At 74.4% G+C, this 17,698-nt stretch carries 16 protein-coding genes; 7 read left to right on the forward strand and 9 right to left on the reverse strand.

Translation table 11 applies throughout. The features are described 5' to 3' along the window. Window positions 1–14: 14 nt before the first annotated feature. From ACZ42A_RS29790 to ACZ42A_RS29800, 3 genes are all read right to left on the reverse strand, one after another. The gene (locus ACZ42A_RS29790; RefSeq protein WP_468530383.1) at window positions 15–896 is read right to left on the reverse strand and encodes a hypothetical protein; all 882 of its coding nucleotides are present in this window, start codon (window positions 894–896) and stop codon (window positions 15–17) included. Between the two features lie 31 nt (window positions 897–927). Further along, the gene (locus tag ACZ42A_RS29795; RefSeq protein ID WP_468530384.1) at window positions 928–2,454 is read right to left on the reverse strand and encodes a hypothetical protein; all 1,527 of its coding nucleotides are present in this window, start codon (window positions 2,452–2,454) and stop codon (window positions 928–930) included. A 91-nt stretch (window positions 2,455–2,545) separates the two neighbouring features. Beyond that, window positions 2,546–3,241, reverse strand: coding sequence for a GntR family transcriptional regulator (locus ACZ42A_RS29800; protein ID WP_468530385.1), 696 nt, complete (start codon window positions 3,239–3,241; stop codon window positions 2,546–2,548). A 129-nt stretch (window positions 3,242–3,370) separates the two neighbouring features. On the opposite strand from ACZ42A_RS29800, the gene ACZ42A_RS29805 reads away from it, so the two are divergent. The 5 genes from ACZ42A_RS29805 to ACZ42A_RS29825 all read left to right on the forward strand — a co-directional run bounded on the left by ACZ42A_RS29805 (window position 3,371) and on the right by ACZ42A_RS29825 (window position 7,856). After that, window positions 3,371–4,672 (forward strand): MFS transporter, encoded by a 1,302-nt coding sequence (locus ACZ42A_RS29805; protein ID WP_468530386.1) that lies wholly within the window; start codon window positions 3,371–3,373, stop codon window positions 4,670–4,672. Window positions 4,673–4,740: 68 nt separating this feature from the next. After that, window positions 4,741–5,586, forward strand: a complete 846-nt coding sequence (locus tag ACZ42A_RS29810) for a putative hydro-lyase (RefSeq protein ID WP_468530387.1) — start codon at window positions 4,741–4,743, stop codon at window positions 5,584–5,586. Window positions 5,587–5,608: 22 nt separating this feature from the next. Continuing rightward, window positions 5,609–6,367, forward strand: a complete 759-nt coding sequence (locus ACZ42A_RS29815) for a LamB/YcsF family protein (RefSeq protein WP_468530388.1) — start codon at window positions 5,609–5,611, stop codon at window positions 6,365–6,367. Beyond that, window positions 6,364–6,990, forward strand: a complete 627-nt coding sequence (locus ACZ42A_RS29820) for a 5-oxoprolinase subunit B family protein (protein ID WP_468530389.1) — start codon at window positions 6,364–6,366, stop codon at window positions 6,988–6,990. Before ACZ42A_RS29815 ends, ACZ42A_RS29820 begins: the two co-directional genes overlap by 4 nt. Continuing rightward, window positions 6,987–7,856 (forward strand): 5-oxoprolinase subunit C family protein, encoded by an 870-nt coding sequence (locus tag ACZ42A_RS29825; protein ID WP_468530390.1) that lies wholly within the window; start codon window positions 6,987–6,989, stop codon window positions 7,854–7,856. The genes ACZ42A_RS29820 and ACZ42A_RS29825 overlap by 4 nt, the downstream gene beginning before the upstream one ends. Before the next feature lie 477 nt (window positions 7,857–8,333). Here the strand turns inward: ACZ42A_RS29825 and ACZ42A_RS29830 are convergent, their stop codons facing one another. The 5 genes from ACZ42A_RS29830 to ACZ42A_RS29850 all read right to left on the reverse strand — a co-directional run bounded on the left by ACZ42A_RS29830 (window position 8,334) and on the right by ACZ42A_RS29850 (window position 13,958). Continuing rightward, on the reverse strand, window positions 8,334–9,182 hold the full coding sequence (locus ACZ42A_RS29830) for an SGNH/GDSL hydrolase family protein (RefSeq protein WP_468530391.1): 849 nt from the start codon (window positions 9,180–9,182) through the stop codon (window positions 8,334–8,336). Further along, on the reverse strand, window positions 9,179–10,366 hold the full coding sequence (locus ACZ42A_RS29835) for a glycosyltransferase (protein WP_468530392.1): 1,188 nt from the start codon (window positions 10,364–10,366) through the stop codon (window positions 9,179–9,181). Before ACZ42A_RS29835 ends, ACZ42A_RS29830 begins: the two co-directional genes overlap by 4 nt. Then, entirely contained in the window at window positions 10,363–11,490 is a 1,128-nt protein-coding gene (locus ACZ42A_RS29840; RefSeq protein ID WP_468530393.1) for a glycosyltransferase family 4 protein, read from the reverse strand. Before ACZ42A_RS29840 ends, ACZ42A_RS29835 begins: the two co-directional genes overlap by 4 nt. Window positions 11,491–11,821: 331 nt before the next feature. Then, entirely contained in the window at window positions 11,822–13,240 is a 1,419-nt protein-coding gene (locus ACZ42A_RS29845; RefSeq protein WP_468530394.1) for a HEAT repeat domain-containing protein, read from the reverse strand. Window positions 13,241–13,565: 325 nt separating this feature from the next. Next, the gene (locus ACZ42A_RS29850) at window positions 13,566–13,958 is read right to left on the reverse strand and encodes an ankyrin repeat domain-containing protein (protein ID WP_468530395.1); all 393 of its coding nucleotides are present in this window, start codon (window positions 13,956–13,958) and stop codon (window positions 13,566–13,568) included. A gap of 261 nt (window positions 13,959–14,219) precedes the next feature. On the opposite strand from ACZ42A_RS29850, the gene ACZ42A_RS29855 reads away from it, so the two are divergent. Beyond that, the gene (locus tag ACZ42A_RS29855) at window positions 14,220–14,414 is read left to right on the forward strand and encodes a hypothetical protein (RefSeq protein ID WP_468530396.1); all 195 of its coding nucleotides are present in this window, start codon (window positions 14,220–14,222) and stop codon (window positions 14,412–14,414) included. 37 nt (window positions 14,415–14,451) lie between these two features. After that, on the forward strand, window positions 14,452–16,101 hold the full coding sequence (locus ACZ42A_RS29860) for a hypothetical protein (protein ID WP_468530397.1): 1,650 nt from the start codon (window positions 14,452–14,454) through the stop codon (window positions 16,099–16,101). A 48-nt stretch (window positions 16,102–16,149) separates the two neighbouring features. On the opposite strand, the gene ACZ42A_RS29865 is transcribed toward ACZ42A_RS29860, so the two are convergent. After that, on the reverse strand, window positions 16,150–17,664 hold the full coding sequence (locus ACZ42A_RS29865) for an SCO1417 family PLP biosynthesis transcription factor (protein ID WP_468530398.1): 1,515 nt from the start codon (window positions 17,662–17,664) through the stop codon (window positions 16,150–16,152). Window positions 17,665–17,698: the final 34 nt, after the last annotated feature.

The following is a 17,698-nucleotide window of genomic DNA, read 5'->3' on the forward strand; positions in this document are numbered from 1 at the left end:
TCGGGAGCGGCGGCTCAGGCGGAGTGGAACGGCAGTCCCGCGTCGGCCACCAGCTCCAGGTCGTCGGTCTCCTCGGCGGGCAGCAGGGTCGGCGTGCCGTCGGTGACCGGCACGACGCCCAGCTCCAGCAGCTCGGCCAGCGCCGCACTGCCCGCCATGTCGCGGACCTGGAGCTGGTACCGCGCGGTGGTGCGGTACGTGCCGCCGCTGTCGTCGCCGGTGCGCTGGAGGAAGCCGGAGTCGGTGAGGAACGTCACGGCCTTGGCGACGATGCCGGTCGTGGAGGCGGCCGGCCGGCGGGCGTCCTTGGTGGCGCCGGTCGCACTGCGTCTCGCCCAGATCCGCCAGGCGGCCTCCAGGCCGGGCGCGTCCGTCGCCGGGTCGGTGTTCTCGCCCTGCTCGGCGGCGCGCTCCTCCAGACGGCGGCAGGCCTGCCGGACGAAGGCGTCGACGCCGTTGACGGTCACGCGGCCGATGTAGCCGTCGTCGGCCAGGTCCTCGGGGCGCGGGAAGGCCATCGCGGCGACGGCGAGGTGGGCGAGGCCGTGCAGGAAGCGGTCGCCGGAGTCGGCGGCCGTGCGACGCGCGTAGTCGCCCATGCGCACGGCGAACACCGAGTCCTCGGCGGCCGTCACCGCCATGCCCGCGCGGGGGGAGACCTCCAGCACGACCAGGCCCAGACCGGCGGCGACGGCGTCCGCGAGGCGGGCGAACGGCGGGTCCTCCCGGTAACGGCGCAGCAGGTCGGCGTACTCCTGGTCGCGGGCGGGCAGCAGCTTGGGCTGGAGCCCGAAGGCGACGAGCCGCGCCGCGTCGGCGGCGTCGGCGGGGGTGACGGGGGCCTGCGCCGACGGGGCGGGTGCCTCCGGCTCACTCCACTCGACGTGCTCGGTCACGGTCGGTGCTCCTTGCTGCGCTGGTGCTCGGTCATGCTGCTTCCGTCCTGTCCGCCGCCATCCCGGCCGCGTCCAGCAGCGCCGTCCCCACGATGAGGTCGGCTCCGCCGAACTCGGGATCGTCCAGCTCCGTGCCGTCGTCCACGGCGAACAGGAGCTTCTCCTCGCCCTGCCGGTAGGCGGTGCCGACGGGCGGGCTGGCCGCGTGGACCGCCAACAGGGCGACCAGGTACGGCAGATCGGGATCCTGGCGACGGGCCTGGGCCAGCAGGCCGGACAGCCGGCGCGGCGCGTCGGCCGGGAGGTCCAGCAGCTCCATCGCGGCGGCCAGCTGCTCCTCGCTGAACCGGCTGTCGTCGGGGGTGGCGATGAGGTCGGGCTCGGGCATCTCGGCGCCCAGGTGCTCCCGCTCGACGGGTGGGGTGAGCAGGATGTCGACCAGGTCGCCGACCCGGACCGACACGGGGGTGCGCAGGCCGGTGCCCTTCGCGAACCAGGCGTCGGTGACGCGGATCGCCTGCTCCAGGGGCAGGGGCAGGACCGGGGCGACGAGATGGCCGTAGAGGTCTATCCCCGCGCTGGAGGCCGGGGTCGCGAAGGCCTGGCGGTCCTGCTCGGCGCGGAACAGCGGTCCGGCCTCCAGCAGGCGCGACTGGAGCTGCGTGTGGCGGCGGATGCAGTCCTTGACGATGTCGACCAGCTCGGCGGCGCGGCGCTTGTGCTCGGGGTCCTCGGACTCGTCGCGGGCCTTGCGGATGTTGGTGAGGATCGCGTTCTCGTGCCGGTACCGGTCGGCCACGTGGTCCAGGGCCTCGGCGATCATGTCGGGCACGGCGTTGAGCCAGTCCACCGCGCGGACGTTGCGCCGGGTGGCGTCCAGGGCCTTGCGGAGGGTCTCCGAGTACTGCACCGTGCGATACCGCGCCTGTTCGGCGGCGAGCTGGGCGTCGGCGAGGCGGCCGCGGCTGATCAGCACCTCCAGCTTGACCTCGGCGGCGATCTGGGCGCTGGTGACATCGGTGTCGAGGGCGCCGACGAGGACGTTGACTGCCTCGTCGGTGGTCCGCAGGTAGACGCTGCCGCCGGGGCCGGGGACCTCCTCGATCAGCTTGAAGTCGTAGTCACGGCGGACATACGTGCCGTCCGGGGCGAACGTGCCGTACACCGCGCGGAAGCCGCGGTCCACGCTGCCGACGTTGATCAGGTTCTCCAGGACCCAGCGGGCCACCCGCTCGTGCTCGGCGGCGGGCCGCCGCGGGGCCTGCGCGGCGATCCGGGGGACGAGCCGGGCGACGACCTGGTCGTGGTCGGCGCCGGTGTCGAAGTCCATGTTCAGGGTGACGAGGTCGATCGCGGCGAGAGCGATCTCCGCCATGCCGTACACCGAGTACTCGCCCGCGAGGTTCGCCTTGCGCGCGTCAAGGTCGTGCAGCGGCGCGGTGCAGGCGAGCGCGCGCAGCCGCCGCGCCAGTCCCTCGTCGGCGGCCGGGCCCGGTGCGGGGCGCGGCCCCGCGCTGAGCTGGGGCGGAACACTGTCCGTCGATGCAGGCGAAGTCACGGTGCACAGACTAGGTCCTCGGTCTGACAACGACCCAAACGGCGCGGATCGGCTCCGCCGCAGCAGGGGTCACACCGACTCCGTGACGCCGCTAGCCCTCGTCCCCGACCCGCCTCCGGTACACCTCCACCACCCGCTTGAGCGAGTCGTCGAGGTAGCCGGCCAGCAGGGTCTCGGCCTTGTCGCGGTCTCCGACCTGAAGCGCTTCCAGAATCCCGACATTTCGCGCCATATACGGTTCGTGCAGCCGCTGTGGCTCGTCCACGACATGGAACGCGAGCCGCAGTTCGGCGAAGACGCTGCGCATCAGCTCGTCCGTGCGCTCACTCCCGGCCAGGGCGACCAGTTCCCGGTGGAAGTGGATGTTGGCGGTACCCACCGCATTCCAGTCACCTTCGCGCGCCGCGCGCCGACCCGCCTCGACGGCCTCGGCGAGCGCGCCCACGCCGTACGGCGGCTCGCCCAGACCCCGGACGACGGCGCACTCCACGAGCCGGCGGGTGCGGTAGATGTCCTCGACGTCCTCGACGGTCAGCACCCGGACGAAGACCCCGCGGTTCAGCTCGTGGACGAGCAGCCGTTCGTGGGTGAGCAGCCGGAACGCCTCGCGCAACGTGTTGCGGGAGACGCCGAGCGCCCCGCCGATGCTGTCCTCCGACAGCCGGGTGCCGGGCGGGAAGTACCCGTCGGCGATACGGCTGCGAAGGATGTCCGAGACCCGCTCGGCGGTGCTGGTGCGCCCGAGGAGCGCCCGGTCGTCGGCCAGGTCCGTCAACTGCTCTGCCATGCCCGGAATTCAAGCGCAGACACCAGAACGAAACAACAGGGGTATTGAAGGATCGTTGAACGATCCTCTACGTTGCTGTGCGTTGGCTCACAGCTGAAGCACCCTCCGTCCTCCCACTGCGAGGTGCCCATGAGCACGACCCCTCCACCGAAGGCCCTGAGCGGCGACATACGCCCCGACGCAAGCGAACACCCCGGCGACGACGGCCCGTTGGGCTGGCTGCGCGCCCTCGGACCGCGCGGGCGGCGCGCCTTCGCCGGCGCGTTCGGCGGCTATGCCCTGGACTCGTACGACTACTTCACGCTGCCGCTGAGCATGGTCGCGCTGGCCGCGTACTTCGGCCTGGACAGCGGCCAGACCGGCCTGTTCACCACGGTCACCCTCGTCGTCTCGGCCGTCGGCGGCGCCCTCGCGGGCGTGCTGGCGGACCGTATCGGCCGGGTCAAGGCCCTGATGATCACGGTCATCACGTACGCGGTGTTCACCGTGGCCTGCGGTTTCGCGCCCAACTACGAGACACTGCTGGTCTTCCGGGCCCTTCAGGGCCTCGGTTTCGGCGGTGAGTGGGCGGTCGGCGCCATCCTGGTCGCGGAGTACGCGAGCGCCAGGCACCGCGGCCGCACCCTGGGCGCCATCCAGAGCTCCTGGGCCGTCGGCTGGGCGCTGGCGGCGATCGTCTACACGCTGGTCTTCTCGGTCCTCGACGACGGCCTGGCCTGGCGGGTGATGTTCTGGACCGGTGCGCTGCCCGCGCTGCTCGTGGTCTGGATGCGGCGCCGGGTGCAGGACGCGCCCCAGGCCGTCGCCGTACGCGAACACAGCCCGGGAAAGGGCTCGTTCGGCGCCATCTTCAAGCCCGGTCTCCTGCGCACCACGGTCTTCGCGGTGCTGCTGTCCACCGGCGTCCAGGGCGGCTACTACACACTCGCCACCTGGGTGCCGACCTACCTGAAGACGGAACGCGACCTCTCGGTCGTCGGCACCGGCGGATACTTGACCTTCCTGATCTCCGGCGCCTTCCTCGGCTATCTGACGGGCGGTTACCTCACCGACCGGCTGGGCCGGCGCCGCAACATCTGGCTGTTCGCGCTGCTGTCGGCGGTGTGCATCCTGGCGTACGCGAACATCCCCAGCGGCGCCAACTCCCTGCTGCTGGTGCTCGGTTTCCCGCTCGGGTTCTGCATGTCGGCGATCTTCAGCGGCTTCGGCTCCTTCCTGAGCGAGCTGTACCCGACGGCGGTGCGCGGCACGGGGCAGGGGTTCACGTACAACACCGGCCGCGCGGTGGGCGCGGTCTTCCCCACGACGGTCGGCTTCCTGGCCGACAGCTGGGGCGTGGGCGGCGCGCTGGTGTTCGGCGCGGTCGGCTACGGCCTCGCCGCGCTGGCCCTGCTCGGGCTGCCGGAGACCCGCGGGAAGGAGCTGACGTGAGCCGTCCGCGAGGGGCGGGCGTGAGCCGTCCGCGAGGGGCTGGTGTGGCCCTCCCCCGAGGGGCTGGTGTGACCCTCCCGCAGCAGTCCGCCCCGACCGCCACCGGGGACCGCCCCCTGACCGTCGTCGACGGGCACGCGCACGCGTGGACCCCGCGCGAGGCCCGGGCCCGCTTCCGCGCGGGGCTCACCGGCCCCACCGCCGGGGTCGCCGCGGGCCACACCCAGGTGAATCTGATCTCGGTGCCGGCGGACTGGGCGTACGACATGCTGCTCTTCTGCCAGCGCAACCCCAAGCCCTGTCCGGTGCTCGACGTGACCGACGCGGGCTCCTGGACCACGGTGCTCGCGGACGGCGCAGACCTGCGCACCGACCTGCCGCGCTACCGCGTCTGGGAGGACGGAGAGCTGGTGGCCGAGCCGACGGACGTTCTCGGCCACTGGCGCGACGACCTGGTGACGTTCCTGATCGGGTGCAGCTTCACCTTCGAGTGGGCGCTGACCGCGGCGGGCGTCCCGATCCGCCATGTCGAGCAGGGCCGCAACGTCCCGATGTACGTCACCAGCCGCCCCTGCCGGCCCGCCGGGCGGCTGCACGGCCCGATGGTGGTGTCGATGCGCCCGGTGCCGCCGGAGCACCTGGCGGCGGCGATCCGGGAGAGCAGCCTGCTCCCGGCCGTGCACGGCAGCCCCGTACACTGCGGCGACGCGTCGGCACTCGGCATCGACGACCTCGGCCGGCCCGACTTCGGCGACCCGGTGACGGCCGAGCCGGACGACATCCCGGTGTTCTGGGCCTGCGGCGTGACCCCGCAGGCCGCGGTGATGGCCTCGCGCCCGCCGTTCGCGATCACCCACGCACCGGGCCAGATGTTCCTCACCGACGCCCGCGACGAGCAGTACCGCGTGGCCTGAGCAGGCAGGACAAGAGGGGACCATGACCGCGATCGATCTGAACGCCGACCTCGGCGAGGGTTTCGGCCGCTGGCGGCTGACCGACGACGAGCAGCTGCTGTCCGTGGTCACCAGCGCCAACGTGGCCTGCGGCTTCCACGCGGGGGACGCGGCCACCATGCGCCGGGTGTGCGAGCTGGCGGCCGAGCGCGGGGTGACGATCGGCGCCCAGGTCTCCTACCGGGACCTGGCCGGATTCGGGCGGCGCGCGATGGACGTGCCGCCCGCCGAGCTGGCGGCCGAGGTGGCCTACCAGATCGGCGCCCTGGAGGTCTTCGCGCGCGCGGCGGGCGCACGCGTGGCCTACGTCAAGCCGCACGGCGCCCTGTACAACCGCGTGGTCCACGACGAGCGGCAGGCCGCCGCGGTCGTCGACGGCGTGCTGCTGGCGGACGCCACGCTGCCGGTGCTGGGCCTGCCCGGCTCGCGGCTGCTGGAGCTGGCCGCCAAGGCGGGGCTCCCGGCTGTCACGGAGGCGTTCGCGGACCGCGCGTACACCGAGGAGGGCACGCTGGTGCCGCGCGGGCAGGAGGGCGCCGTGGTGACCGACCCGGAGGCCGTCGTGGAGCGCTCGGTGAGCCTTGCCCGGTTCGGCACGGTGGTGGCACACTCCGGGACCCCGATCGAGGTCCGCGCGCGATCCCTGTGCCTGCACGGGGACACGCCCGGCGCGGTCGAGCTGGCCCGCAGGGTGCGCGAACGGCTGGAGTCGGCGGGCGTGCGGGTGGAGGCCTTCGCATGAGGGTGCTGCCTGTCGGGGACGGCGCGCTGCTCGTGGAGGTGTCGTCGGGCGAGGAGGCGCAGGCGCTCCACGCGGAGCTGCTGCGCCGCCGCGCGGAGGGCTCGCTGACGGTGCGGGAGATCGTGCCCGCCGCGCGGACGGTCCTCCTCGACGGCCTGACCGACCCGGACCGGGTCGCCTCCGACCTGGCCGCCGCCGACGTACCGCCCGCCCCGCCGAGCCCGGGGACGGTCGTACGCATCCCCGTGCGCTACGACGGCCCGGACCTGGCCGAGGTCGCCGCACACTGGGGCGTGTCCACACAGGAGGTCGCCCGCATCCACGCGGAGACCGAGTTCCGGGTCGCCTTCTGCGGGTTCGCCCCCGGCTTCGGCTATCTCACCGGATTGCCACCGCGCTACGACGTCCCGCGCCGGGCCACGCCGCGCACCGCGGTGCCGGCGGGGTCGGTGGCGCTGGCCGGGCCGTACACCGGTGTCTACCCGAGGTCGTCGCCCGGCGGCTGGCAGCTGATCGGCAGCACGGAGGCGGTGCTGTGGGACCACGCGCGCGTACCGGCGGCGCTGCTCACGCCGGGCAGGCGGGTGCGGTTCGTGCCGGAGGCCGGAGTGGGTGCCGTATGACCGACCGTGCCCTCGCCGTCGTCCGCGCGGGAGCCCTGACCACCGTCCAGGACCTCGGGCGTCCCGGTCACGCCCACCTGGGGGTGCCACGCTCCGGGGCGCTCGACGCTCCTGCGGCGGCGCTGGTCAACCGGCTGGTCGGCAATCCGACCACGGCGGCCGTCCTGGAGACGACGCTCACCGGCTGCGCGGTGCGCCCCCGGTCGGCCGTCACCGTGGCGGTCGGCGGCGCGCCCTGCGCGGTGACCGTGGACGGGCGGCCGGCGGCCTGGGGCGCGCCGGTCCGGGTGCCCGCCGGGGCGCTCCTTGACGTGGGCCCGGCCCGCGCGGGCGTCCGGAGCTACGTCGCCGTCTCCGGCGGCATCGCCGTCGAGCCGGTCCTCGGCAGCCGCTCCACGGACCTGCTGTCGGGCCTGGGGCCGACGCCGCTCACGGACGGCGCGGTGCTGCCCCTGGGCACTCCGGGCGAGCCCCACGCGCGCGTGGACGCCGCCCCCCAGCCCGCGCCGCCCGCCGAACTGCTCCTGCGGGTGACCCTGGGCCCTCGCGACGACTGGTTCACACGCCGGGCACTCCGCGACTTCACCTCCCGCACTTACCGGGTGTCCGCGGCGAGCAACCGCATCGGGCTGCGCACGGAGGGGCCCGCCCTGGAGCGGGCCCGGCCCGGCGAGCTGCCCAGCGAGGGCATGGTGCTGGGCGCGGTCCAGGTGCCGCCGGACGGCCGCCCGGTGGTCTTCCTGGCCGACCATCCGACCACCGGCGGCTACCCGGTGATCGCCGTCGTCCGCCCCGCCGACCTCCCGGCGGCCGCCCAGGCGGTCCCGGGCACGCCGGTCCGTTTTCTGGCGGTACGGCGCCGCTGAGGCGGTCCCTGCGGCCCGCTACGCCGCCGCTGAGCCGGTCCCTGGAGCCCGCTACGCCGCCGCTGAGCCGGTCCCCGGAGCCTGCTACGCCGCGTCCGGCGCTCGGCCACAGACAGTGCCGCCGATGCCGCGTGGGCCCCCGATGATCGATGCGGGCGCTGGTGCCGCGCGGGGTGGCACTGCGTCGTCCGCGCCACCGACGTCGCGGCAGCCGCCCATGCAGTCCCCGGGACGCCGGTTCGCTTCCTCGCGGTGCGCCGCCGCTGACCCACGCGCGCGTCACCCACCCGCGGCAGCCGCCCCGGCGGCCCTCGGGACGCCGGGTCCGCTACCGCGCGGTGCGCCCCCGCCGCTGACCCATACGCGCGTCACCGCCCCCACAGCAGCCGCCCGAGCAGCCCCCCGGGACACCGGTCCGCTCCCGCGCGGTGCGCCCCCGCCGCTCACCCCGCACCGGCCAGCGCGCGACGGCAGCGCCTACGCCGCGTCCGGCCGCTCCGCCACCGACAGCGCCGCCAGCGCCGCCGACACCGCGTGGGCCGCCCGCAGGTCGAGGCGAGCGCTGGTGCCGCGGGCGTCGTGGTGGAGCTCGTCGGCGGCGAGGCGCAGCAGCTGGGGCAGCAGGTCGGTGCACCGGCGGGCGACCCAGCCGGTGCCCGCGGTGGCCAGCCACCACAGCCCGGCCGCTCTGGTCGGCGCCGGGGACTCGGGCTCGGGCGAGGGCGCCGCTCCCGTAGCCAGGCCCGCCTGGGCCAGCAGCGCGTGGAAGCGGAGGGCCAGCTGCCGGTGGCCGCGCTCCCCGGGGTGCAGCCGGTCCGCGCTCCACATCGCCCGGTCGCGGAGCCAGGCCCCGTCGCAGGCGTGCAGGTGCACGGCGCCGTGGCGCTCGGACAGCGCGTGGACCACGGTGTTGACCGCCCGCTGCCGCCGGGCGAGCGGGCGGGCCAGCGCCCCGGGCAGCCCCAGCATGGTCCCGGGATCGGGCAGACAGGCGGTGAGCAGCACCGCGCCCTGCCCGGTGAACGCGGCGTACACCTCGTCGAGCCGGGCGGCGACGGCATGGATGTCGAAGGTGCGGCGCAGCGTGTCGTTGACGCCGACGACGACGGACACCAGGTCCGGCCGCAGGGCCAGTCCCGCGGGCAGCTGGGTCTCCAGGACGTCCCGGGTCTGCGCCCCGCTGACCGCGAGGTTGGTGAACCGCACGGGCTCCGGTGCGAGCCCGGCGGCGAGCAGCGCGGCCCAGCCACGCCACCCCTTCCCCACCGGATCGCCCACCCCTTCCGTCAGCGAGTCGCCCAGCGCGACGAACCGCAGCAGTCTCATCCGACGCCCTCCGCGACGAACGGCGCGACGCGACGGCTCCGTACCGTGGCATCGTGCGCGGCGAGGAACGCCTCCACCGCCGCACCCCACCCGAAACACTCCGCACGCGCGCGTGCCGCCTCGCGCCGCGCCCGCTCGGGCCGCTCCAGCAGCGCCTCCACGGCGTCCGCGAAGCCCGCCCCGGTGTCCGCCGCGACGGCCCCGGCCGCCCCGACGACCTCCGGCAGCGCCGACGACGCGCTCACCGCGACCGGCGTGCCGCACGCCATGGCCTCCAGCGCGGCGAGCCCGAAGGTCTCCGCGGGTCCCGGCGCCAGGCACACATCCGCACTGGCCTGGAGCGCGCCGAGCAGCCCCCGGTCGGAGAGGTGCCCGAGGAAGGTGACCGGCAGCCCCCGTTCACGCGCCCGCTGTTCCAGCCGCCCGCGCAGCGGCCCGTCCCCGGCCACGACCAGCACCGCCCGCCTGCCCCGCCGGCGCAGCTCGGCGAGGGCGTCCAGCGCGGTGCCGGGCCGCTTCTCCACGGACAGCCGCGAGCACATCACCAGCAGCTCCTGGTCCCCGCGCGCGTGGAGGCCGCGTATGGCCGGATCCCGCAACGATGGGTGGCGGTGCGTCAGATCGACGCCCAGGGGCGCTCGTACGACATTGCGGGCGCCGATGCGCACGAACTCCCGCTCGGCGAACTCCGTGGTGCACACGACCTTGGAGTAGGTGTGCGCGGTCCGCACGTTGAGCGCGTCGGCGGCGCGCCGGGCCGCTCCCTCGGGCAGCCCCCAGGTGCGCAGCACCCCGTCGGCGGTCTCGTGGGAGACCATCACCGCGGGCACCCGCGCGCGCCGCGCCCACCGGCCGGTCCAGCGCAGCGTCGTACGGTCGGAGACCTCCAGGCGGTCGGGTGCCAGGTCCTCCACGAGGGCGGCGACACGGCGCTTGTCGGTGAGCACGCGGTAGCCGCCGGTGCCGGGCAGCAGCGGTCCGGGCAGGGTGATGACGCGGCCCTGTTCGGTGTCCCGATCGGTGTGCCGTTCGCCGGGCACGATCAGGACGGGTTCGTGTCCGGCCGCGCGGTAGCCCTTGCCCAGCTCGCGCAGGGCGGTGCGCAGTCCGCCGGAGGCGGGGGCGACGAAGTTGGCCAGCCGGACGATCCGCAGCGGCCCGTCCGTCCTCCCTGACGAAGTCATGCCGCCAGCACCGCCTTCCGCGCGGCGAGCACATCGTCGTAGTGCTCGATGAGCCGGTCTCCGACGGCCGCCCAGGTACGGCCCTCGACGGTGACCCGCGCGGCGGCGCCGTACGCGGCGCGCAACGCGGGGTCGGCGGCGAGGGACGCCACCGCGTCCCGGACGGCGTCCGCGTCGCGCGGCGGGACCAGCAGCCCGGTGCGGCCGTGGTCGACCAGGTCGAGGGGGCCGCCGGCGGCGGGCGCGACGACGGGCACTCCGCTGGCCATGGCCTCCTGCACGGTCTGACAGAAGGTCTCGAAGGGGCCGGTGTGCGCGAAGACGTCGAGCGAGGCGAAGATCCGGGCCAGGTCGTCACCGGTGCGGCGGCCGAGGAAGACCGCGCCGGGCAGCGCCTCCTCCAGGCCGGGCCGGCTGGGCCCGTCGCCGACGATCACCACCCGCACGCCCGGCAGCCCGCAGGCCCCGGCGAGGAGTTCGACCTGCTTCTCGGGGGCGAGCCGTCCGACGTAGCCGACGATCAGCTCGCCGTTCGGGGCGAGTTCGCGGCGCAGGGCCTCGTCCCGGTGGCCGGGCCGGAAGCGTACGGTGTCGACCCCGCGGGGCCACAGCCGTACCCGGGGCACGCCGTGCGCCTCCAGGTCGCGCAGGGAGGCGGTGGACGGCGCGAGGGTGCGGTCCGCGGCGGCGTGCACGGAGCGGATGCGCCGCCAGGCGGCGGCCTCGCCGGCACCCATGTAGGTGCGGGCGTATCCGGCCAGGTCGGTCTGGTAGACGGCGACGGCGGGGATGCCGAGCCGGGCGGCGGCGGCCATGCCGCGCACCCCGAGGACGAAGGGGCTGGCCAGGTGGACGATGTCCGCGCGGTGCTCGACGAGCGCCGCGGCGAGGCGCCGGCTGGGGAGGGCGACACGGACCTGGGGATAGCCCGGGAGCGGCAGGGAGGGGACGTGGACGACACGGCACGGCGCGAGGGCGTCGGGCCGCTGACCGGGAGCGGGGGCCGGTGCGACGACGAGGGGAGTGTGACCGCGATCGACGAGGTGCCGGGCGGTCTGGAGCGCGCAGTGGGCCACGCCGTTCACATCGGGGGGAAAGGATTCGGTCACGATGACGACACGCATACGGGTGTTGTCGCCGTGCTGGACGTGGCCGCGTCAACGTGGATCTTTCCTGACGAGGAACGTCCCATGAGCGTTGGCCCCCACCCCCGAGCAGGTCAGACCACGTCCATGCGGGTCTGACCCCCGGGTCACCCGGCGTTCACACGGCGGGCGCGCGGCGCCCGGACCGGCGGCTCACCGGGTCTCATATGGCATACGTGCGGCGCCCCGCCCGGCCACTCACCGCATCTCACACTGCGCCCAACCGACGGCTCACCTGCATCTCACACTGCGCACGGCCCGTCGGCTCACCCGGTCTCACACGGCGCCCGATCCGTCGGCCCACCCGATCTCACACGGCCGGCATGTCCGGCCCGATCCGGCTGCGTACCGCCGTCTGGACCTCCGCCTCCTCGGCCGGGTCGGCGGCGAGGCGGCGCAGTTGCTCGACGACCCGGGTGTCGCCGGTCTCGGCGTGCCGGGCGGCGAGTTCGCGGGTGGACTCCTCGCAGTCCCAGAGACACTCGACGGCGAATCCGGCGGGGAAGGAGGGGTCGGTGGCGGCGAGCGCGCGGGCGGCGCGGCCGCGCAGATGGGAGGAGGCGGTCTCCCGGTAGACATGGCGCAGCACGGGGGCGGCGCAGGCGATGCCGAGCCGTCCGGCGCCGTCGACGAGGGTCCACAGGGTCGGCGCGTCGGGGCCCTCGCCCCGGACGGCCTCGCGCAGGGCGCCGAGGACCAGATCGCTGTCCTGGGCTCCGCCCCGGCAGGCCAGCACCCGGCCGGCGGCGGCGCCCAGCGGATCGGGCCGGCGGGCCCAGCCGCGCGCGCGGTCGACGGCGGCGACGCTGCGCATCCGCTCGAAGGCGTCGACGGCGGCCTCCACGACGGTCGGCGAGCCGGTGCCGACGGCGGCCTCGATGAGATCGAGGGCGGCGGGATCGTTGCTGTCGGCGAGGTAGCGCAAGGCGGTGCAGCGGGCGCCGTCGGTGCCGTCCTTGGCCGCCTGGATGATCTCGGGCCGGTCCTCCGGTCCCGCGACGGCGGACAGGCAGCGGGCGGCGGGCACATGGAGGGCCGCGCCGCGTTCGAGGCCCTGCTGGGCCCATTCGAACACCGCCCGCACGCTCCACCCGGGGCGGGGGCCGGTGGGCCGCATCTGCCGCTGCCAGCGGTCGAAGCAGCCGGTCTCCTGGGCGGCACGCACGCGCGTGGCGATCCAGTCGCGCGGATCCTCGGCCCACAGCCGCCAGGGCCTGGGCTCGAAGGAGTCCCGGACGACGGCGGCGAGCTCGGCATCGCCCTCGGCGCCGGCCGGGAAACGCGCGAGGACGGGCGCCGCGAGAGCGCGCAGACCGGCGTCGTCATCCCGCAGGGCGAGTTCGTCGAGGGCCCAGGCCCAGTTGCTGCCGTGGGCGGCGTACCTGCGCAACAGTTCCAGGGCGTCCCGCCTGCCGTAGGAGGCGAGGTGGCCGAGGACGGCCAGGGCGAGCCCGGTGCGTGACTCGTCGGTGTCGAGGATGTCCTCGGGGTCGAAGAGGTGCGCCTCGATCGCGTCCAGTTCGCCGTTCAGGTCGAGATAGAGACGGGCGTAGTAAAGGGAGCGGTTCTCCACCTGCCAGTCGTGGCGGGGGTCGCGCAGCACACAGTGGTTCAGGGCCGTCAGGGCCTCGTCACGGGGGGCGGTGAGCGCGTGGAGCGTGCCGTCGCCGCGGCCCCGCTGAAGCAGGCCGAGCAGCGTACCGCTGGGCGCTATGACCGGATCGAACATGGGAAACACAGCCTCACATCAAGCGTCGACGCAACCGGGAAACAGCACTACCTGGCCGCGTGACAACACGTCGGGGCGCCCGCCGTCTCATGCTTGCTGTAGACCATCTTCCTCTGCCTCTCGTCGGTGGCCCTTGCGGACCGCGTCACGGCCCGCGCGGTGCGGCAACACCTGCCCAGCCATCGCGTCCGTGAATCACGACGTCATGATGACTCGGCGTCTCTCGATGCCGCGACCGAAATTTCCGGCGGCCCCGTACCGCCTCCCCCGTGGTCGTTGCCCTACCTGGTCAGAACGTGCGTTTTACCTGATCAGACGCTACGAATCAATCCGCACCGAACAGCTTCAGCAGCTCGGCCTTGCCGAACATCCGGGCCGTGTCGACGGCCGACGGAGTACCGGCGGAAGGGTCGGCTCCGCCCTCCAGCAACGCCCTGATGACCGCTTCCTCGCCCTTGAACACCGCTCCGGCGAGCGGGGTCTGGCCTCGGTCGTTGACCCGGTCCGCCTCGGCACCCCGGGCCAGCAGCGCCCGGACGGTCTCCGCGTGGCCGTGATAGGCGGCGAGCATCACCAGGGAGTCGCCGCGGTCGTTGGTGAGGTTGGCCGGAACGCCCGCGTCGACATACGCCACGAGCGCCTCGGTCTGCCCCCGCCGGGCCAGATCGAAGATCTTCGTCGCCAGCTCCACGACCTCGGGGTCGGGGGCTTCACTCATCGGCCGGACCGCCTCTCGCTACAACCGTTCAGGTGAATCGCCAGCGTACTGGCTCACGCGGCACATGACCCGATGTGCCCGAGGTAAAGATCACGACAGACCCGCCTGGAGGCAACCGCCCAGCTCAACCGGCCGAAGACGGCTCGGCCGACTGGGGGAAATCCACCAAATTTCACTCAGTTGCACCTTTTATCGTATGGATACATCCTGTGAGCCTGGAAGTACTCATGGTGACTGTCCCCACGAACCAGGAGAACTCAAATGATCCTGTCCATCTCAGGCGTGGTCCTGCTCGGCATCGTCGTCTTCATCTTCTTCCGCAAGGACGGCCTCAAGGCGTCACACGGCCTGGTCTGCGCCTTGTTCGGCTTCTACCTGGCGAGCACGGCCATCGCGCCCAGCATCAAGGCCGGCGGCGAGAGCCTCGCGAGCCTCCTCGGCGGCATCAAGTTCTGACGTCCGTCCCGCCCGTACGCACCTCCAGGAGACAGCAGTGGCCCGGCGCCCCCTCCCCCGCATCCTGAGCACAGGCAGCGCGCAGATCGCCCGGAGCCGGGAGCTGGCCCGGACGGCGGCCGACAGCGCCACCGACGTCCTCCATCCGCTGATCACGATCACCCGCGGTCTGCGCCTGCTGGCGGCGGCCGGACGGCGCAAGTGGGCCGACACCCCCAAGGACAGGCGCGGGCCGCTGCTGTTCCTGGCGGCCTCGGTGATCCTGGTCGTGGCCCTGGTGCCGTACGGCCCGCTGCTCGCCGTCATCACCGTGATGGCGGCGGCAGCCTGGCAGGGCCGGGACCGCACCCCGTCCGCGCCCGAGGGGCCCGACGCGTCGCAGACCGAGCGGCTGAAGTCGCTGTACGAGGCCCTGGTCCCGTATTTCTCGACCGCCGAGGACCCGGAGCCGCTCTACGCCCACGGTGGCGCCTGGGAGAAGGCCTTCCCCGAGTACGAGTTCGACGGCTCGGGCCGGGTCGGCCACCTGGTGATCCAGTACCCGGCCTACTTCCCGGACGGCGAACCGCGAGCCCGCGCGCGCGTGGAACACCTGCTCAGCGCGAAGTCGGGCCGCGGCCGGGAGTACCACTTCGCCTGGGACCAGGAGGGCAACCAGCTCACCGTCACGGTCCTCGCCCCGCTGCCCACCGACATCGCCGCCCAGCGCTTCGTCACCGCCCCCGGCGAGACGGTCCTCGGCTTCACCGACCCCTCCGAGGTGCAGCGCACGCTCCCCCTCACCCACGGCGAGGAGCGGCGCGACGTCCCGCCGGTCGTCTGGCGCACCGGCATCCGCTCCACCGAGCCGCATCTGCTGGTCATGGGACAGCCGGGCAGCGGCACCTCCACCCTGCTGCGCTCCATCGCCCTGCAGGCCCTCCAGTACGGCGACGTCCTCATCGTCGAGGGCGGCGGCACCGGCGAGTACGCCTGCCTGACCGGGCGCGACGGCGTACTCGCGGTCGAGTGCGCGCTGCCGGGGGCGCTGGCCGGCCTGGAGTGGGCCGCGACCGAGACCGAGCGCCGGCTGATCGCCGTCAACCGCGCCCGGCAGGAGGGCAACCCGCCGCCGGACGACACCAAGCGGCCCCTGTGGATCCTGCTGGACCGGCCGACCGCGCTCGGCCACGTCGCCTCCGCCGACGGCGACAAGGACCCGCAGTCCCTGCTCCAGATGCCGCTGCGGCACGGCCGCGCGGCGGGCGTCACCGTGGTCGTCGCCGAGCAGTTCGACAACCTGGACGCCCTCAGCGACGCCGTACGGCAGCACACGCGCGCGCGTGTCGTCCTCGGCCCGGCCACCGCCGAGCAACTGGAGACGGTCCTCGGCGCCCCGCCGCACACCACGCCGACCGCCCAGGTCCCGCCGGGCCGCGGCTACGCCCGCCTCGGCGCGGGCCCGGTGCTGCGCCTCCAGGTCCCGGCGACCCCCGACCCGTACGACGACGCGACCAGCGACGCCCACCGCCAGGCGGTCCTCGATCTCCTGCCACCGCGTACGACACCGGCGGACGAGGAACCGGAGGTCGTGGAGCCGGAGGTCGTCGAGCCGGAGGTCGCGGAGCCGAAGGTCTTGGAGCCTGAGACCGACGCCGAGCCGGTCGCCGCGAAGGCGATCGCGGCCGAGAGTTCACAACCGGCATAGCTGCGGACAGTCGTGCCGCCAGGGGCGGCACCGCACACCGGGACCTCCTCAGGCCACGAACATCCGCCCGGCCTCCACCCCCACAGTCCCCGCGGTCCCCCCGCTCTCCACCAACCGCGCCGCCGCGGCCAACCGCACCGCCGCCTCGTCCGCCACCGCGCCGCCGACGGTGAACGGCAGCCGCACATACCCCTCGAACGCCCCGTCGACCCCGAAGCGCGGCCCGGACGGCACCCGCACGCCGACCCGCTCCCCCGCCTCGGCGAGGCGCGACCCCGACAGTCCCCCGGCCCGCACCCACAGGGTCAGCCCGCCCTTGGGCACCTCGAACTCCCAGTCGGGCAGCTCCCGCCGCACCGCGGCGACCAGCGCGTCCCGGTTGTCCCGGGCCTGCGCCCGCCGCAGCTCCACGGCCTGCTCCCAGCTGCCCGTGCTGAACAGCCAGTGCACGGCGAGCTGCTCCAGCACCGGCGTGCCCAGGTCGGCGTAGGCGCGCGCGGCGACCAGGCTGCGAATCACGTCCGGTGCCGCCCGCACCCAGCCGATGCGCATCCCGGCCCAGAACGCCTTGCTGGCCGACCCGACGGTGATCACCGTGGACCCGGCCGGGTCGAAGGCGCACACCGGCGGCGGCATGGCGCCCGCCATGTCCTCGTCGAGCCACAGCTCGCTCATCGTCTCGTCGGCGACCAGCACGGTCCCGGCCGACCGGGCCGCCTCCACCAGCCGCCGCCGCTGGTCCTCGTCGGCGAGCGCGCCGGTCGGGTTGTGGAAGTCGGCGACGACGTAGGCGATGCGCGGCGCGGCGTCCCGCAGCACCTGGCGCCAGCGGTCCATGTCCCAGCCGGTCAGGCCCTCGGCCATCGCGACGGGGACCAGCCGAGCGCCGGCCTCCCGCATCAGCTGGAGGATGTTGGCGTAGGACGGCGACTCCACGGCGATCCGCTCGCCGCGCCCGGCGAAGAGATGACAGATCGCGTCGATGGCGCCCATCGCGCCGGTCGTCACCATGATCTGCTCGGGCATGGTGGGGATGCCCCGCGCGGTGTACCGCTCGGCGATCATCGCGCGCAGCGCGGGCAGCCCGGCCGGATAGTCGCCGTGCGTGTGCGCGTACGGCGGCAGCTCCTCCAGGGCGCCCTGCACCGCGCGCGTGAGCCACGGTTCGGGCGCGGGCAGCGCCGCGCAGCCGAGGTCGATCATCGAACCCAGCGCCTCGGGCGGCAGCGGTTCCAGGCCCCGCGCGGGGAGCGGGTTTCCGGCCGGTACGGCGGTCCAGCTGCCGGCGCCGCGCCGGGACTCCAGGAAGCCCTCGGTGCGCAGCGCCTCGTAGGCCGCCGCGACCGTCGTACGGCTCACGGACAGGGCGAGGGCGAGTTCGCGTTCGGCGGGCAGCCGGGCGGCCACCGGCACCCGCCCTTCGAGGACCAGCAGCCGGATGCCGTCGGCGAGCGCCCGGTAGGCGGGCGGACGGCGGGTGCCGGGGCCCGCCGGGCGGTCCTGCTGGGACTTGAGCAGCCGGGCGAGCTGCGCAGCCCCCACCGCCGAGGTCCACTGCGCCATGATTACCAGTCCACCTTCCCCGAATTGGCCATGG

This window comes from Streptomyces sp. NPDC030838, assembly GCF_055572035.1.

Excerpts from the sequence above, each read along its gene's own strand:
- ACZ42A_RS29820 (WP_468530389.1), top strand. The coding sequence starts at position 6,364 with ATGAGGGTGCTGCCTGTCGGGGACGGCGCGCTGCTCGTGGAGGTGTCG.
- ACZ42A_RS29825 (WP_468530390.1), top strand. The coding sequence starts at position 6,987 with ATGACCGACCGTGCCCTCGCCGTCGTCCGCGCGGGAGCCCTGACCACC.
- ACZ42A_RS29815 (WP_468530388.1), top strand. The coding sequence starts at position 5,609 with ATGACCGCGATCGATCTGAACGCCGACCTCGGCGAGGGTTTCGGCCGC.
- ACZ42A_RS29865 (WP_468530398.1), bottom strand. The coding sequence starts at position 17,664 with ATGGCGCAGTGGACCTCGGCGGTGGGGGCTGCGCAGCTCGCCCGGCTG.
- ACZ42A_RS29830 (WP_468530391.1), bottom strand. The coding sequence starts at position 9,182 with ATGAGACTGCTGCGGTTCGTCGCGCTGGGCGACTCGCTGACGGAAGGG.
- ACZ42A_RS29855 (WP_468530396.1), top strand. The coding sequence starts at position 14,220 with ATGATCCTGTCCATCTCAGGCGTGGTCCTGCTCGGCATCGTCGTCTTC.
- ACZ42A_RS29840 (WP_468530393.1), bottom strand. The coding sequence starts at position 11,490 with ATGCGTGTCGTCATCGTGACCGAATCCTTTCCCCCCGATGTGAACGGC.
- ACZ42A_RS29800 (WP_468530385.1), bottom strand. The coding sequence starts at position 3,241 with ATGGCAGAGCAGTTGACGGACCTGGCCGACGACCGGGCGCTCCTCGGG.
- ACZ42A_RS29835 (WP_468530392.1), bottom strand. The coding sequence starts at position 10,366 with ATGACTTCGTCAGGGAGGACGGACGGGCCGCTGCGGATCGTCCGGCTG.
- ACZ42A_RS29850 (WP_468530395.1), bottom strand. The coding sequence starts at position 13,958 with ATGAGTGAAGCCCCCGACCCCGAGGTCGTGGAGCTGGCGACGAAGATC.
- ACZ42A_RS29805 (WP_468530386.1), top strand. The coding sequence starts at position 3,371 with ATGAGCACGACCCCTCCACCGAAGGCCCTGAGCGGCGACATACGCCCC.
- ACZ42A_RS29845 (WP_468530394.1), bottom strand. The coding sequence starts at position 13,240 with ATGTTCGATCCGGTCATAGCGCCCAGCGGTACGCTGCTCGGCCTGCTT.